Source organism: Rhodococcus triatomae, from assembly GCF_014217785.1.
In the GTDB taxonomy this organism is placed as follows: domain Bacteria; phylum Actinomycetota; class Actinomycetes; order Mycobacteriales; family Mycobacteriaceae; genus Rhodococcus_F; species Rhodococcus_F triatomae.
This window is the reverse complement of record NZ_CP048814.1, coordinates 2,665,312-2,681,111: the sequence shown is the minus strand read 5'-3', so window position 1 is coordinate 2,681,111 and position 15,800 is coordinate 2,665,312. Positions and strand designations below refer to the sequence as shown.

Sequence of the window (15,800 nt, the reverse complement as noted above, 5' to 3'; positions counted from 1 at the left end):
AGCTACTCGGAGTGTCCGCCGTCCGACCCACCGGCCGCGCACTCACACCGCCCGAGCCGCGGCACCGACACTCAGCCGGCGGGCGGCTTCGCGAGTTCCCGGAAGAAGCGATCGGTCATCTGGACGGCACGGTCGCCGCCGTCGGCGTCCGCGACGTACACCGCGAAGGCCAGGTCGCCCTGCGACCCGAAGAACCAGCGGTCGTCGTCGCTGCGTGCGGTCATGCCGAGCAGATCGGGGACTCCCCGGAGCAGCGCGCCCGGCCCGTGGGTGACGTTGTCGCGCATCGCCCCGCGCAGATGGTCGAGCACATGCGCCGGCAGCGGCTCCGCACGCTGGTCGGTCTCCGCCGGCTGACCGTGGACGATCATCGGAGTCGGTGCACTGCCACGGGCGATCGACGCCGCGAGCATCGCCATCCCGAACGGCGTCACGGCGGGCAGGTCGTCGTCGCGGGTGGCCATCGCCTGGTCCATGCCGTCGCGCGCCGAGGTGAAGACCGCGGTCTGCTGGTCCAGCCCCGGGATCCGGTAGTCCAGCCCGAGCCCCAGTCGCCGTGCGGTCTCCTCGACGTCCTCGATCGACAGGTCCTTCTCGTCGACTCCGCGATCCAACGCCGCGGCCTGACGGACCAGATCGAGCGCATTTCCCGCCGGATTCAGGCCCTCGAAGGCGATCGACCCCTGCTCGAACGCCTGATTGTTCTGAGCGGCCGCGAGTACCGCTCCGGTGGAAGGCTGGATCGCGACCACGGCGGCGGGAGTCCCGGCGCTGACGACCGCCTCGATGGCGGCGATCTGGATCCGCGAGTCGAGGGTCGCGGCGATGTCCGGCCCGGGCGGGCCCTGGAACCCGGCCTGCGGCAGCAAGGTGCCGTCCGGTTCGACCACGTGGACGGCCCAGCCTGCGGATTCGTCCCGGTTCGCCTGCCAGACGCGGCGCAACGGGTCGAGCAGCGGCGTCGAGATCCGGCGGTCCGCCGTGATCAGCGTCGGTTCCTTCACCACGACGACGCCGGGAATGTCGAACCTGTTCTCGAGGTAGGTGAAGTCGGCGTCGCGCAGTCGCACGGCCGTGACCTGCTCACCGGGATTCTCCCGGAGATCGGTGAGCATCGACTCCGCGGTGATCAGCGGGGCGACGGGCGCGATCGCCGCCGCGAGTCGGTGCGTGGTGTCGATCGGATCCGGCATCGTCGCCGGGTCCAGCACGATCGAGTTGATGGTCTGCTCGTTCATGAGCAGGGCCCCGGTGTTGTCGAACACCAGTGGCGGGGCGGCATCGGTCCGGTCGTACCGGACGAGACGGCCGTTGCCGAGCATCGGCGCGACGACCGTCGGGTCCCAGGAGATGCGCCACCCCACGGACAGGTTCCGCACACCGGCCTGCACCTGATAGCTCCAGTCCTTGCCCTCGCCGAAGTTCCACGACGCCGTCATCGTGAAGAAGCTCGACGACGGACCGAGATCCATGAACTGGGTGAGTTCGAACGTCGCCTGCTTCGGATCGAGGCCGTCGAACACCTGCTGCAACGTCTCCTCGGCCGCGTTCGGGTAGGAGGTCCGTTCGCCGGCTGCGGCCACGTCGCCGTCGTTGAGCGCGGACACGAACTCGTCGACCACGGCGCGGGCCGTCGGCTCGGGTCTGTTCAGCATGCAGGACGCCAGAACCACCACCAGGGCGAGGAGGGCGGCGGCAAGGGTGATCACATAGCTACGTCTTTTTCGTGACCCGATCCCCATGTCCACCATCTTGCTGCCCACCTCCCGCCCAGGGGGCACGAGTTGCGTACGAAGACATTACGGTTGAGCCACAACTTGCCCCCGAATCGCAACACTCGACGGGTTTCATCGCAGAAAACGCCCCGCGGCCTGCACCGCCGGTGCCGAACTGTCACCTTCGGCCACGAACACCGCAAACGCGAGATCGTCCGTGATCCCGACGAACCATCCATGCGCGGAACCACTTCCGGTCTCCGCGGTACCGGTCTTACCGAGTACACCGGGGATGTCGGCGAGGTCGGTGGCGGTGCCCGCGGTGACCGTCTCGCGCATCATGGCCCGCAGATCCGCAGTCACCTCGGGCGGCACCGGAGGAGCCGTACGGTCGGCGGACGCGGTCGCACCGCGCACGATCGTCGGCGACGGGGTGGTGCCGTCCGCGATGGACGCCGCGACGAGCGCCATCCCGAACGGGGACGCCGTGACCGTGCCCTGACCGATGGCGGACTCCACGCGCGCCGCCGGGGTCTCGGCGGGCGGCACCGAACCCGTGACCGTGGTCAGACCCGGAGTCACGTAGTCGATGCCCAGCCCGAACTGCAGTGCGGCGTCGGTGAGCGCATCCGGGCCGAGCCCGACGGCGAGGCGGCCCATCGTGGTGTTGCAGGACCGGGCGAAAGCCGTGTGCAGCGGGACCGAGCCCAGGTCGAAATTGTCGTCGTTCGGTATCTGCCGCCCCTCGATGTTCTCGGTGCCGGGGCAGGGCAGCACGGTGTCCGGGGTGACCTCCCCGGACTGCAGGGCCGCGGAAGTCGTGACGGTCTTGAACGTCGATCCGGGCGGGTAGAGGCCGGTGAGGGCGATCGGTCCCAGTGCGTCGGCCGACGCGTTCTGCGCCACCGCGAGCACCTCGCCGGTCGACGGAGCGATCGCGACGATCGCCGCCTGCTGCGGCAGATCGGCCAGCGCGCTCTCGGCGGCGTACTGCAGGTCCAGATCGAGGGTGGTGGCGATGTCCTCGGCGGGGGTCCCGTCCTGCCCGGCGATCGTCGTCGCCGTGCCGTCCGGCTGCACCAGCTGCACCGCCCAGCCCGCCGATTCGTCCTGGCGTTCCTGCCACAGCGTGGTGAGGTCGCCGAACACCGGCGAGGCGAGGTCCCGGTCGACCGCGAGCAACCGCGTCTGCTCCGATGACGTCACCCCCGTCATCGCACTCAGTGCGGCCGCGATCGGCGCGTGGTCCTCGGCCCGCAGGGTGATCGCCGTGACCGGCGCGCCCTGGGCGGCGGCGACCGACTCGGTGAGGGACTGCGCGGTGATCGTCGGCGCGATCGGCGCGAGCAGGTTCGCGAGCGCGGCGGTGTCGGCGGTGCCGTCGATGCTCACGACCGTCACCACCTGCTCCTGCATCAGCGGAGCACCCGAGGAGGAGAGGATCTCCGGGGCAGGGCCGAGCGTCGGCGTGTAGCGCACCGATTGCCCGGCGGTCATACCCGGAATCAGCACCGCCGGGTCGAAGTCGACGCGCCACTCGTCCCCGACCCGCACCGCGGTGCCGCTGGTCGAGTAGTCCCAGGTCTGTCCCTCGCCGGACGTGCCCTCCCCGGACGTCCCCTCCCCGAATGTCCCCTCCCCGAATGTCCCCTCCCCGAATGTCCAGGAGGCGTCGAGCGAGAAGGTGCCCGCATCGTCTCCGGTCTCCTCCGCAGCGGTCACGGTGAACGAATGCTCGGTGGCGCCGAGGCCGTCGAATGCCGCGGAGAGGGTGTCGGCGGCGGCATCGGGATCGTCGGTCAGTGCCGCGGCGGCTTCCACGTCGCCGCTGCCGAGCGCGGCGGCGAACTCCTCGGCGACGGTCCGGGGCTGGTCCGGGCCGAGACTGCATGCGGCGAGGAGCCCCAGAGTGAGCGCGGCGACGGAGCTGACGGCGAAGGACCGCTTCGGGATACGCACGCTTCCGATCATGCCTCGAGTGGCCGCGCCGGTCGTTCGTCCCGCCGTCATCGGCAGCCGAACCCGCGCCGGGAATGCCGAGCGCGAATAATCCGTTGCACCGGCACGGACCACGCACGTAGTCTGGTCCGGTCGTTGTTTCCGCACAGGAGGTCCCAGGCCGTTGCTCGTTCAGAGGTGATTCGCGCGTACTCGTATCGCACCTCTGGAGGTCTGTCATGGCCGTATACCCTGTCGTTCTTTCCGACATCTCGCTGTCCTGGCCGGACGGCACTCCCCTCTTCGACTCTCTCGACGTCACTTTCGGGGCCGGGCGCACCGGCATCGTCGGCCTCAACGGATCCGGCAAGTCCAGCCTGCTGCGGATCGTCGCCGGCGCGGTGCGTCCGAGCCTGCCCGGAGCACTGCGCCCGGACCGGGGTTCGGTGACCGCGGCGGGTTCCGTGGCCTACCTCCCGCAGGACATCACTCTCGACGCGAGTGTCGCGGTCGAGAGGATCCTCGGAATCGCCGACGCGAGGGCCGCGCTGCAACGAATCGAATCCGGCGCGGGCAGTGAGGAGGACTTCGACCGGATGGCCGGCGCGTGGGACATCGAGGAGCGCGCGATCTCCCTGCTGCATCGTCTCGGTCTCCACACGATCGTCCCGGATCCGGCGGCGCTCGAGCGCACGGTCGGCAGCCTGTCGGGTGGGGAAACCGTGCTCCTCGGCCTCACCGCCCAATTGCTCGCCGAGCCGGACATCCTGCTTCTCGACGAGCCGACGAACAACCTCGACGAGGCATCTCGCGCGCACCTTCACGCTGCACTGCAACAGTTTTCGGGAACGGTGCTCGTTGTCGGCCACGACCGTGAGCTGCTCGATCGGATGGATTCGATCGCCGAGGTCCGCGACGGGGCCGTCCGCACGTTCGGCGGCAACTACACGCACTACCGGGAGGTGATCGACGCCGAACAGGAAGCCGCCCGCGCCGCGGTCCGCGATGCCCGCGGGGACATGCAGAAGCAGAAACGCGAGTTGGTCGAGGCACGCACCAAGATCGATCGCCGAGCGCGCTACGGACAGAAGATGTTCGAGAACAAGCGCGAGCCCAAGATCGTGATGGGAGCGCGCAAGCGGGCCGCTCAGGTGTCGGCCGGAAAGTTGCGGAACAGCCACATCGCCAAGCTCGAGGATGCGGAGTCCACACTGACCCGGGCCCGGGAGGCGGTCCGCGACGACCGGGAGATCCGGGTGGATCTGCCGGACACCCGGGTCCCTGCAGGGCGTGTCGTCGTCGAGTTGGCCGAGACCACACTCGCGACCGGTCAGGACGTGGCGCTCACGATCGTGGGCCCGGAGCGGATCGCGCTCACGGGGAAGAACGGTGTCGGCAAGTCCACCCTGCTCGACAGGCTGGTCGCGGCGGGTCCCCGAGTACCGTATCGGGTGCTTCCGCAGCGCCTGGACGTCTTCGACGAGGAGGCGACCGTCGCGGAGAACGTAGCCGTCGCGGCGCCCACGGCGACGGCCGAGCACGTGCGTTCCCGGTTGGCGCGCTTCCTGTTCCGTGGCGCCGACGCCGACGTCCCGGTGCGAGTGCTGTCCGGCGGCGAACGGCTGCGGGCCGCGCTGGCGACGGTGCTGCTCGCCGACCCGGCCCCGCAGCTGCTCGTGCTGGACGAGCCGACCAACAACCTCGATCTGGCGAGCCTGGCGAATCTCACCGAAGCCCTGGCGGACTACGAGGGTGCGCTGGTCGTGGTGAGCCACGATCGACGGTTCGTGGACGACCTCGGGGTCACGCGGCGGCTGGAACTCACACCCGACGCGCTCGAGGACCACACGTGAGGCAGACTCGGCCACGTGCCCGACATCCACAACCCGGTCGACGGAACCCGCATCTCGTACGAGATCGTCGGTGACGGCCCTCCGGTGCTGTTGCTGCACGGCAGCGCCCTGTCCCGGGCGATCTGGCGCGGCTTCGGGTATGCACGGGCACTACGCGACCGATACCGGCTGATCCTGGTGGACCTGCGGGGTCACGGGCGTAGCGCCAGACCTCACGGGGTGGACGACTATGCGCTCGACCTCGTGGTCGGCGACGTGCTCGCCGTGCTCGACGAGGCCGGTGTCCGCCGCACCCACGTGCTGGGCTACTCGTTCGGCGGCCTCGTCGCGCTCGGGCTCGCCACCCGGGCCCCGGATCGGGTGTCCGGGTTGATCGTCGGCGGGGGAAGCAGCCGGCCCCGCGCGGGCGCCTTCGACCGGTTGTACTTCCCCGGCGCCGCGGACGTGCTGGCCGACGAGGGCATCGACGCGTTCCTCGATCGGTGGAACGCGGTGCGGGCACGGCCGATCGATCCCTCGACCCGCGCCGCGTTCTCCGCCAACGACCCCTCGGCGATGGCCGCCTACATGCGGCGCAGTGATCTCGAGCCGGGAATCCCGGACCGGCTGCTCCGGCAGATCGTCGCCCCCACCCTGATCTTCGTGGGCTCCGAGGACACTCACCGGATCGAGGATGCCCGGCACCTCGCCACCGTGATCCCCGAGGCGTCGCTGGCGATCGTTCCTGGCCGCGATCACTCGACCACGATCGCCGCGAGGGACGAGATCCTGGCCGTGGTCGAGCCGCTGCTCACCTCCCGGTGACCCGGATCAGGCGAGCAGCCCCTTCGCGATGTGCGTGACCTGGATCTCGTTGGAACCGGCGTAGATCATGAGCGACTTCGCATCTCGCGCGAGCTGCTCGACCCGGTACTCGGCCATGTAGCCGTTGCCGCCGAACAACTGCACCGCCTCCATCGCGACCTCCGTCGCGGCGCGGGACGAGTACAGCTTCATCGCCGACGCCTCCGCGAGGGTGACCGGGTCTCCCGCCGCCGTGCGTTCGATCGCGTTGAAGACCATGTTCTGCACGTTGATCCGGGCGATCTCCATCTCGGCGAGCTTGAGCTGGATCAGCTGGAACTGCGCGATCTCACGTCCCCAGAGCTTGCGGGACTTGGCGTAGTCGACGCACAGCCGATGACATTCGTTGATGACCCCGAGAGCCAGTGACGCGATCCCGATTCGTTCTGCCGCGAAACTGTCTTTGGCACTGGACTTTCCATCGGATTTCCCGCCGTCCTCGCTCTCCCCGAGAAGTCGGTCGGGGGTGATGCGCACGTTGTCGAAGAAGAGCTCCCCGGTCGGGGAGGAGTTCATTCCCATCTTCTTGAACGGTGGGCTCTGGGTGAGACCTTCCATGCCCTTGTCGAGGATGAACGCGAGCACCTTCCGGTCCCGCCGATCGATCGAGGTGTCCCCGTCGTCGAGCTTGGCGTACACGATGACGACGTCGGCGTACGGCCCGTTGGTGATGAACGTCTTCTGCCCGTTGAGGATGTAGTCGTCACCGTCGCGGCGCACGTAGGACTTCATTCCGCCGAACGCATCCGACCCGGAATCCGGCTCCGTGATGGCCCAGGCACCGACCTTCTCGAACGTCACCAGTCCCGGCAGCCACCTCTCCTTCTGGGCGAGGGTGCCACGGCTGCGGATCGTGCCCACCGTGAGCCCCAGGCTCACGCCCATCGAGGCGACCAGGCCGAGGCTGACTCCGGCGAGTTCCGAGTTCAGGAGCACGGCCGTGCTGCCCGCCCCCTTGAACACGCCGGAGTCACCGGAGCCGCCCTGCTCCGTGGATTCGCCACGTTCGCGCGCGAGTGACTTGCCGAGCGACTCCCGCGCGAGTTCGTCGAGCCCGAAGGTGGAGAACAGCTTCCGGATGATGTCGAACGGTGGGAGCTCGCCGGTCTCGAGCCGGTCCACGTGGGGCCGCACTTCTTTGTCGATGAAGCCTCGGAGCGCCTCGCGGAACATCAGATCGGTATCGGACCACTGGTACATGCCCCGACAATAGAACACGTTCTCGTTTTTCGACAGGGTATGTCAGCCCGTGATCCCCAGGCGCTGCGCCAACCAGCCGAGCTCCTGCTCGAGGCCCGCCGACCAGACCGCGAAGCTGTGCCCTCCCGGCAGTTCGACGTAACGCACGTCCATGCCCGCGTCCTTCGCCGCCTGGTAGACCTTCTGCGCGCCCGGCCGGTAGTCGGCGTCGTCGCTGCCGACGACGAACACGCCGGCCGAGTCCGGAAACCGCTCACGCGCCAGGATGTCGAGCGGATTGACCTTCTCGAAGGCCTGTTCGTCGCCACCGAACGCCTCGTCCAGGGTGCGCTGCCGGTCGCCGAGCGTCGGTTCCTCCTGTCCGGAGATGTCCAGGAAGGTGGGGTACACCTGCGGATGGTTGGTCGCCATCTGCAGCGCACACGTACCACCGTAGGAGAGCCCACCGATCGCCCACGCCCTCGGATCCTCGTCCACCTGGAGGGTGGAACGCACCCACGCGGGGACGTCGGTGGACAGGTACGTGTCGACGTTCCCGGCAGCCGAGTCCACACAGAGCGGGTTCGCGAACTGGGACCCGGTGCCGTCGGCCACGACGACGATCGGGGCGAGACCGTCGTGGCCGCGCGCGAACTCGTCCATCGTGGTGGCCATCCGGCCCCCGGCGAGCCAATCCTCCGGACTCCCCGGCTGGCCGGCCAGCAGCACCAGGACGGGCAGCAACGGACGCGGGTCGGTGAAGTAGGCCGGGGGGAAGTAGACCTCGGCGTCCCGGGCAGCGAACCCGGACACCGGCCCCGGGACGGGCATCGTCACCACCGATCCCCGGTCCGGCATGCCGGCCGGCGGCGTCCACGCTCCCTGCAACGGGGTGCCGGTCACCACGTTCTCGGTCCGCACCTCGACGTCGGCAGCAGACCGGCGGTCGAACTCCTCCCGCCCGACGACGGTCCCCAGTGTCGGATACGCATCGAACACCAGGTTGATCTGCAGGGCGGACGTCAGCAGGACGGCGAGGGCAGCCACCACCGCGGCGACGGCCGAACGCACCCGCCGGCGGACCAGGGCCCGAGGAACGACGAGGAGCAAGGCCAGCAGCGCCGCCCCGATCCACAGGTACACCGGCAGCTCGATCGGATCCGGGAAGGGTCGCAGCACCTTCTCCACCAGCACCCAGAGCAGCGCGGTGACCACCACGGCGGCGACGGCACAGATCGGCAGAGCCTGCCGCCGGTACCACGGAGCCCGGCCCGCGAGAAGCCAGAGCGCACCGGCCACGCCGAACGCGGTCACGATCGGCGGCACGGGGCCCGAGATCACGTCGAGTCTGCTGAGCCACTCCACTCCGGAAGCCTAGAACGGCGCGGCCCGTAAAGTGGTCGTCGTGACGTTCATCAAGGTCTGCGGGTTGCGCGACGACATGTCGGTGGACACGGCAGTGCGCCTCGGCGTCGATGCCGTCGGGTTCGTCTTCGCGGCCAGTGTCCGGCAGATCTCCCCCGACGACGCTGCCCCGCTCGTCGCCCGTGCCGCGACCGGGACGGTGCCGGTGGGAGTGTTCAAGGGCAACCCGATCGAGGAGATCCTCGCCGTCGCCGCCCGCACCGGGTTGCGCACGGTCCAGGTTCACGACCTGGTCGATGCGCAGCAGGTGGCGCGCCTGCACGCCGCGGGTCTGCACGTCGTCCGGGCGATCGTCGCGGGCGACACCTCGGGCGATCTCGGCGCCGACCGGCTGCTGGTCGACGGCGCCGTCGCGGGCGCGGGGCGCACCTGGGACTGGTCGTCGACCACGGCACCCGACGGCGGGTGGATCCTGGCCGGCGGGCTCGACCCGGACAACGTGGCCGATGCCCTCGCCGCGACCGGCGCGTGGGGCGTCGATGTCTCCAGTGGCGTCGAATCCGAGCGCGGCGTCAAGGACCCGGCTCTGATCGAGAAGTTCGTCGCCGCCGTACGTGCCGTTCGAGCCGACTGAGCCGTTCGCGCCCGGCCCGCTCCGCGGGGCCGTGACGGGATGGGGCCGCTAGGTCGGGAGACCGGCGACGCGGTCCTCGCTCGCCCACGCGGCCAGCACGGTGCGGATTCCCGCGACCAACGGCAACGGCTGGTCGATCATCACGTGGTGCCCGGCGTCCGGAATCTCGGCGACGATCGCGGTCGGACCGAATCGCTCACGCATGTCGGCCATCACGGCGTCGGAGATGATTCCGTGCTCGGCGCGGAAATAGGCGATTCGGCAGCGCGGGTCGTCGGCACCGAGGTGCTCGCTACCGCCGCGTGACATCATCGCCGCGTCGAACTTCCACGACCAGCCGCCCTCCACCGGCCTCATCGAGTGCTCCGCGACATGGGCGAGGACCGCGGGAACGGCACTGTCCTGCGGCGGTACGAACCGGAAGTGTGCGAGCGCTTCCTCACGCGTCGGATACACCTTGACCGGCCCGAAGGCCCGGCGCCTGCGGGCTGCTTCCTCCTCCGGCGTCCTGGCGTGCACCGGAGAGTCGATCAGCACCACCCCGCCCAGCTCCGCGCCGAACAGCCGCGCCGCGACGAACGCGACCATGCCGCCCATGCTGTGCCCGACGAACACCGGGGCACCGTCGATTCCGGCAGGTTTCGCCACGGCGAGAGCCTCCTCGGCCCAGCGCTCGAGCGAGTAGTCGGCCCGACGGTCACTGTCCCCGTGCCCACTGAGATCGAGCGCGACGACCCGCCGACCCTCCGCGAGCTGCGGGGCCAGATGATCCCACCAGCGGCTGTGCGCGGCCCCGCCGTGGATCAACACGATCCCGGGTGCACCCACCGGCCCCCAGGCCCGGTAGGTCACCTCGGCGCCGGCGACGTCGACCCTGCCCGTCTCGACCGGAGCCGCCAGTGCCCGATCGAACCACCCCGGCGTCGTGTGCGTGTGCTCGGTGCTCATCGATCGAACATACCCACACGCTTCCGTTGCGCCCGCGTGCGGCCTGTGCCTGAATATCCCCATGAGCACTGCGGACACCGACAGCACTGCGGACACCGACAGCACTGCGGACACCGACGTGGCAGCGGTGTACGAGCAGTTCACGGATCTGCCGGACGTCCCGATGTACATCGTCACCACGGTGTCCGCCGACGGTCGCCGCGCCGGGTGCCTGATGGGGTTCGCCACCCGGATCAGCATTCGTCCCCCGCGCTTCCTCGCCGGGCTGTCGCGGGTCAACCACACCTTCACCGTGGCTGCCGACGCCGACTATCTCGCCGTCCACCTCATCGGTAAGGAGCGGCGCGATCTCGCGGAGCTGTTCGGCGGAAGGACGGGCGACGAGATCGACAAGTTCGCCGAATGCGCGTGGACGGAGGGGCTGGTGCGGGAGAGCCCCGGATTACCGATCCTCGACGACGCCGCCGCGTGGATGTGTGGACGCATCCTCGAACGTGTCCCGCTCGGCGATCACGTCGGCCATCTCCTCGAACCCGTCGCCACGGAGATCCGTCGCGACGTGCCCGTGGTCTCGTTCTTCGACATCCGTCACCTCACACCGGGGCACCCCGCCTGACGAGCGCGTCAGCGGTCCCCGGTCGGCAGCTCCCGCAGCACTGCCTCGACGGTGCGTGCGACGACGGGGAACTTCTCGGGGGACAGATCGTGCCGCCCACCGTCGATCTCCACGAGCGTCGTCGGGGCCGGGATCAGGTCGAGGGCCGCGGTGATCTCCGCCGTCGTCGCGAAGGTGTCCTTCGACCCGTGCACCACGACGGTGGGCGTGCGCAGCTGCGGGAGATGCTCGGTGCGCGCCTTCTCCGGCTTGCCCGGCGGGTGCAGCGGATACGACGTGAGGAGCAGCCCGTCGGCGAGGTCCGGCTGTTCGGCGAGCAGCATCGACGTCTGCCTGCCTCCGTAGGACTGCCCTCCCGCGATCACCGGGCTACCGGGGACGAATGCCCGCATCTCGGCGATCGCCGCCTCGATCCCGGCCCGGTCCTCCGCCGCCTTCGACGGATGCGGCGGGCCCGACGGCCGGCGCTGACGGTAGGGCAGGTCGAAGCGCAGGACGAGGAACCCCTCCGCGGCGAGCCCGGCGGCGAGCGCCCGCAGGAGCAGCGAGTCGCTGTTGCCGCCCGCACCGTGTGCGAACACCACACCACCGACGATGTCGCCGTCGGGGCGGTGCAGGAACCCGCGGATTCCGCCGCGGTCCACCAGTTCGCTCATTCCGTCCACGGTAGTGGACCGGCCGCGCCCCCCAGCCGTGAACTGCCGGGGAATAGCCGCGGGCCGGCAGCGTTGCACCCAGGGATATAGTTGACAAATCAACTACCCGAGGAGGCCCCCGTGCCCGCTGTGACTGTCGACGACATCCTGACCCTGCCCCGCGTGAACGCTCCCGAGCCGCAGTCCACGGATCGGCCGGTCAAGACCGTGACCACCGCCCCACAGGGCTACGAGGGCGAGGGATTCCCGGTCCGGCGCGCCTTCGCCGGCGTGAGCCTCGGCGCACTGGACCCGTTCATCCACATGGACCAGATGGGCGAGGTGAACTACGCACCGGGCGAACCGAAGGGCACTCCCTGGCACCCGCACCGGGGCTTCGAGACGGTCACCTACATGATCGACGGAATCATGGAGCACCAGGACTCCCACGGTGGCGGCGGCGTCATCGGCGGCGGCGACACCCAGTGGATGACCGCAGGTGAGGGCATCCTGCACATCGAGGCACCGCCGGAACACCTCGTCGTCAGTGGCGGACTCTTCCACGGCATGCAGTTGTGGGTGAACCTGCCCCGCAGCGACAAGATGACGACTCCTCGCTACCAGGACATCACCGGTAAGGAGGTCGCACTCCTCTCGTCCCCGGACGGCGGCGCGCTGATCCGGGTCATCGCCGGGGAGATCGACGGCCATCGGGGACCGGGGTCGACCTACACGCCGATCAGCATCGCGCACCTCAGTATCGCTCCCGGCGCCTCGGTGACGCTGCCGTGGAACCCCGAGTTCAATGCCCTCGCGTACGTGATGGCGGGCAACGGGCTCGTCGGCTCGGAGCGGCGCCCCGTGCACACCGGGCAGCTGTCGGTCTTCGGCCGCGGCGACACGGTCACCCTCGCCGCGGCGGACACCCAGGATTCGCGCAGCGAATCGCTCGAGGTCTACCTGATCGGCGGCAAGCCGATTCGCGAGCCTGTCGCGATGGCCGGCCCGTTCGTGATGAACACGCGCGCCGAGGTGATGCAGGCGTTCGAGGACTTCCAGGCGGGTCGCCTCGGGGTGCCCACCGAGACCCGCGACTGACCGGTGGGCGCCCGCACGCCGGGCAGGTCGTACGCCCGTCCCTGAATTCCGATGGGGGCGGGCGTGTTTCCGTTGCGGTATCGACACCTGGTCCCGCGTCCGGTGACCCGCACCACCTCGTACCCTTGATCGGTATCACCGAAGGAGGCCCGACGATGTCCGCTGTCAGTATCCCCCGCGTCCACGTCCACCGAGCGGGCGACCGTCTCTCGACGCGCATCTCCTGGCTGGACTCGAAACACTCGTTCTCCTTCGGCCAGCACTACGACCCCGACAACACCCACCACGGACTGCTCCTGGTCAACAACGACGACACCGTGCTCCCCGGCGAGGGGTTCGACACCCACCCGCACAAGGACATGGAGATCGTCACCTGGGTTCTACGGGGCTCGCTGGTGCATCAGGACTCGATGGGACACTCCGGGGTCATCTACCCGGGCCTCGCGCAGCGGATGAGCGCCGGCCGCGGCATCATGCACTCGGAGAAGAACGACAGCTGGCGGCTCGAGGGCACCGAGCACCATCAGCCGGTGCGGTTCGTCCAGATGTGGGTGGTGCCCGACGAACCCCGCCTCGACCCCGGATACGAGCAACTCGAGATCGAGGACGAGTTGCTGAAGGGCGGGCTGGTCCCGGTCGCGTCCGGCATGCCCGAGCACCGAGATCACGCGGCGATCCGGATCAACAACAGGGCGGCGGGCCTGCACGTCGCCCGGCTGCGCCCCGGCACCGACGTCGTCCTACCGGAGGCGCCCTACCTGCACGTCTTCGTCGCCCGTGGACGGGTCGAGCTCGAGGGCGTCGGATCTCTGGACGAGGGCGATGCCGTCCGGCTCACGCACTCGGGCGGGCAGCGGATCACCTCGGCGGACGGCGCCGAGGTCCTGGTGTGGGAGATGCACAAGCGAATCGGCGAGTAGCCGGCGCGGCCCTGTGGCCGCGGGCTACCACCGGGGCCCGGCAGCGGGCGGGCAACCGGTGTAAGTATGGAACGATGACCACGAAATCCGGCATCGACCTGACCCATGTCGACGGCGACACCCGCCCCCAGGACGACCTGTTCGAGCACGTCAACGGACAGTGGCTGGCGAACTATACGATCCCGGCCGACCGCGCGGTCGACGGAGCCTTCCGGTATCTCTACGACAAGGCCGAAGAGGACGTCAAGACCATCATCCTCGAGGCCTCGGAATCCTCGCCCCCGGAAGGCACGGACGCCCAGCGGATCGGCGATCTCTACGCCAGCTTCCTGGCCGAGGACCAGGTCGAGGAAGCGGGCCTGACCCCGATCGCCTCGGAACTCGCGGACGTCGCGGACGCACCCGACCGAGTCGCTCTGGCCGCGGTTCTCGCCGGTCTGCAACGCACCGGCATCGGCGGTGCCGTGGGCCACTACGTCGACACCGACGCCAAGGATTCCTCCCGCTATCTCATGCACTTCACCCAGTCCGGGATCGGCCTTCCGGACGAGTCGTACTACCGCGAGGACGAGTACGCCGAGACACGCGCCGCCTACGTCCGGCACATCGGCCGGATGTTCACGCTGGCCGGCCTGGACCACGACCCCGAGCGCGTGATGGCTCTCGAGACGAAACTGGCCGCCGGGCACTGGGACGTCGTCCGTCGGCGGGACGCCGAACTCGGCTACAACCTGCTCACGTTCGGCGAGCTGCCGGAGGGCTTCGACTGGGCGGGCTGGACCACCGCTCTCGGCGGCTCGGGCCAGGACTTCGCCGAGATCGTCGTGCGCCAGCCGGACTTCCTCACCACCTTCGCGGGCCTGTGGCAGAGCGAGTCGCTGGACGACTGGAAGGCGTGGGCGGCCTGGCGGGTCGTGCACGCACGCGCGCCCTACCTGACCTCGGCCCTCGTGGACGAGAACTTCGACTTCTACGGACGCATCCTCACCGGCGCGGAGGAGAACCGGGAACGGTGGAAGCGCGGCGTCTCGCTGGTACAGGACCTGCTCGGCGAGGCCGTGGGCAAGATCTACGTCGAGCGGCACTTCCCCGGAGACGCCAAGGTACGGGTGCGCGAACTCGTCGCGCACCTCATCGAGGCGTACCGCCGGTCGATCACGGCCCTGGACTGGATGGGGCCGGACACCCGGCAAGCGGCCCTGACCAAGCTCGAGAAGTTCACTCCGAAGATCGGCTACCCGGACACCTGGCGCGACTACTCGCGTGTCGTGATCGTGGAAGACGATCTGGTCGGCAACTATCGGCGCGGCTATGCCGCCGAGTACGACCGTGACCTGGCCAAGCTCGGTGGTCCGGTGGATCGCGACGAGTGGTTCATGACCCCGCAGACGGTCAACGCCTACTACAACCCCGGGATGAACGAGATCGTCTTCCCCGCCGCCATCCTGCAACCGCCGTTCTTCGATCCCGACGCCGACGACGCCGCCAATTACGGCGGGATCGGTGCCGTCATCGGCCACGAGATCGGCCACGGGTTCGACGACCAGGGGGCCAAGTACGACGGCGACGGCAACATGGTGGACTGGTGGACCGATTCCGACCGCGCCGAGTTCGGCAAGCGCACCGCGGAACTCATCGCGCAGTACAACCTGTTCGAGCCGAAAGCCCTTCCCGGGCATCATGTCAACGGCGAGTTCACCATCGGCGAGAACATCGGTGATCTCGGCGGGCTGTCCATCGCTCTCGAGGCGTACCGGATCGCGACGGACGGCACCGAACCCCCGGTGCTCGACGGGCTCACGGGGCTCCAGCGGGTGTTCTTCGGCTGGGCGCAGGTGTGGCGGACCAAAGCCCGCGACGCCGAGGCGATCCGGCGTCTGGCGGTCGATCCGCGCTCGCCCCCGGAGTTCCGCTGCAACGGCGTGATCCGGAACCTCGATTCGTTCCACGAGGCCTTCGACGTCCGGCCCGGCGACGCCCTGTACCTCGAACCGGAACGCCGCGTACGGATCTGGTGACCCGGACCCGGCTCACCGTCCGCGCCCCGAGACGTTCG

The 15,800-nt window shown here is 69.4% G+C and carries 13 protein-coding genes; 7 read left to right on the top strand and 6 right to left on the bottom strand.

The annotated features are described in order from the left end of the window. Nucleotides 1-71 precede the first annotated feature (71 nt). The gene (locus tag G4H71_RS12620; protein ID WP_083343011.1) at nt 72-1,751 is read right to left on the bottom strand and encodes an NTF2-like N-terminal transpeptidase domain-containing protein; all 1,680 of its coding nucleotides are present in this window, start codon (nt 1,749-1,751) and stop codon (nt 72-74) included. Between the two features lie 96 nt (nt 1,752-1,847). Next, nucleotides 1,848-3,686, bottom strand: coding sequence for a penicillin-binding transpeptidase domain-containing protein (locus G4H71_RS12615; protein WP_072737122.1), 1,839 nt, complete (start codon nt 3,684-3,686; stop codon nt 1,848-1,850). 206 nt (nt 3,687-3,892) lie between these two features. Between G4H71_RS12615 and G4H71_RS12610 the strand changes: the two genes are divergently transcribed. Together G4H71_RS12610 and G4H71_RS12605 are read left to right on the top strand one after the other, a co-directional pair. Beyond that, nucleotides 3,893-5,506 (top strand): ABC-F family ATP-binding cassette domain-containing protein, encoded by a 1,614-nt coding sequence (locus tag G4H71_RS12610; RefSeq protein ID WP_072737123.1) that lies wholly within the window; start codon nt 3,893-3,895, stop codon nt 5,504-5,506. A gap of 15 nt (nt 5,507-5,521) precedes the next feature. After that, nucleotides 5,522-6,310 carry an alpha/beta fold hydrolase gene (locus tag G4H71_RS12605; protein ID WP_072737124.1) on the top strand — a complete coding sequence of 263 codons (789 nt, stop codon included), beginning with the start codon at nt 5,522-5,524 and terminating at the stop codon, nt 6,308-6,310. 6 nt (nt 6,311-6,316) lie between these two features. Here G4H71_RS12605 and G4H71_RS12600 read toward each other — a convergent pair whose 3' ends face one another. Together G4H71_RS12600 and G4H71_RS12595 are read right to left on the bottom strand one after the other, a co-directional pair. Next, nucleotides 6,317-7,549, bottom strand: coding sequence for an acyl-CoA dehydrogenase family protein (locus G4H71_RS12600; protein ID WP_072737125.1), 1,233 nt, complete (start codon nt 7,547-7,549; stop codon nt 6,317-6,319). A 42-nt stretch (nt 7,550-7,591) separates the two neighbouring features. Next, complete coding sequence (locus G4H71_RS12595; protein WP_072737126.1) at nt 7,592-8,893, bottom strand: alpha/beta hydrolase; 1,302 nt, start codon at nt 8,891-8,893, stop codon at nt 7,592-7,594. Between the two features lie 40 nt (nt 8,894-8,933). Between G4H71_RS12595 and G4H71_RS12590 the strand changes: the two genes are divergently transcribed. Further along, nucleotides 8,934-9,527 (top strand): phosphoribosylanthranilate isomerase, encoded by a 594-nt coding sequence (locus G4H71_RS12590; RefSeq protein WP_072737274.1) that lies wholly within the window; start codon nt 8,934-8,936, stop codon nt 9,525-9,527. Between the two features lie 48 nt (nt 9,528-9,575). Here the strand turns inward: G4H71_RS12590 and G4H71_RS12585 are convergent, their stop codons facing one another. Then, entirely contained in the window at nt 9,576-10,475 is a 900-nt protein-coding gene (locus G4H71_RS12585; protein WP_072737127.1) for an alpha/beta fold hydrolase, read from the bottom strand. Between the two features lie 163 nt (nt 10,476-10,638). Here G4H71_RS12585 and G4H71_RS12580 point away from each other — a divergent pair, with 163 nt between their 5' ends. Beyond that, nucleotides 10,639-11,091: a flavin reductase family protein gene (locus G4H71_RS12580; RefSeq protein WP_072737275.1), complete on the top strand. Its 453-nt coding sequence runs from the start codon at nt 10,639-10,641 to the stop codon at nt 11,089-11,091. An 8-nt stretch (nt 11,092-11,099) separates the two neighbouring features. Here the strand turns inward: G4H71_RS12580 and G4H71_RS12575 are convergent, their stop codons facing one another. Next, nucleotides 11,100-11,747 (bottom strand): alpha/beta hydrolase family protein, encoded by a 648-nt coding sequence (locus tag G4H71_RS12575; protein ID WP_174561830.1) that lies wholly within the window; start codon nt 11,745-11,747, stop codon nt 11,100-11,102. Nucleotides 11,748-11,867: 120 nt separating this feature from the next. Here G4H71_RS12575 and G4H71_RS12570 point away from each other — a divergent pair, with 120 nt between their 5' ends. From G4H71_RS12570 to G4H71_RS12560, 3 genes are all read left to right on the top strand, one after another. Beyond that, nucleotides 11,868-12,824: a pirin family protein gene (locus G4H71_RS12570; protein ID WP_072737129.1), complete on the top strand. Its 957-nt coding sequence runs from the start codon at nt 11,868-11,870 to the stop codon at nt 12,822-12,824. 155 nt (nt 12,825-12,979) lie between these two features. Next, nucleotides 12,980-13,744 (top strand): pirin family protein, encoded by a 765-nt coding sequence (locus G4H71_RS12565; protein WP_072737276.1) that lies wholly within the window; start codon nt 12,980-12,982, stop codon nt 13,742-13,744. Nucleotides 13,745-13,818: 74 nt separating this feature from the next. Continuing rightward, complete coding sequence (locus G4H71_RS12560; protein WP_072737130.1) at nt 13,819-15,762, top strand: M13 family metallopeptidase; 1,944 nt, start codon at nt 13,819-13,821, stop codon at nt 15,760-15,762. The last annotated feature ends 38 nt before the right edge of the window (nt 15,763-15,800 follow it).

Coding starts and splice junctions, on each gene's coding strand:
- G4H71_RS12615 (WP_072737122.1), bottom strand. CDS start 3,686: ATGATCGGAAGCGTGCGTATCCCGAAGCGGTCCTTCGCCGTCAGCTCC.
- G4H71_RS12565 (WP_072737276.1), top strand. CDS start 12,980: ATGTCCGCTGTCAGTATCCCCCGCGTCCACGTCCACCGAGCGGGCGAC.
- G4H71_RS12610 (WP_072737123.1), top strand. CDS start 3,893: ATGGCCGTATACCCTGTCGTTCTTTCCGACATCTCGCTGTCCTGGCCG.
- G4H71_RS12600 (WP_072737125.1), bottom strand. CDS start 7,549: ATGTACCAGTGGTCCGATACCGATCTGATGTTCCGCGAGGCGCTCCGA.
- G4H71_RS12620 (WP_083343011.1), bottom strand. CDS start 1,751: ATGGTGGACATGGGGATCGGGTCACGAAAAAGACGTAGCTATGTGATC.
- G4H71_RS12585 (WP_072737127.1), bottom strand. CDS start 10,475: ATGAGCACCGAGCACACGCACACGACGCCGGGGTGGTTCGATCGGGCA.
- G4H71_RS12580 (WP_072737275.1), top strand. CDS start 10,639: ATGTACATCGTCACCACGGTGTCCGCCGACGGTCGCCGCGCCGGGTGC.
- G4H71_RS12575 (WP_174561830.1), bottom strand. CDS start 11,747: ATGAGCGAACTGGTGGACCGCGGCGGAATCCGCGGGTTCCTGCACCGC.
- G4H71_RS12560 (WP_072737130.1), top strand. CDS start 13,819: ATGACCACGAAATCCGGCATCGACCTGACCCATGTCGACGGCGACACC.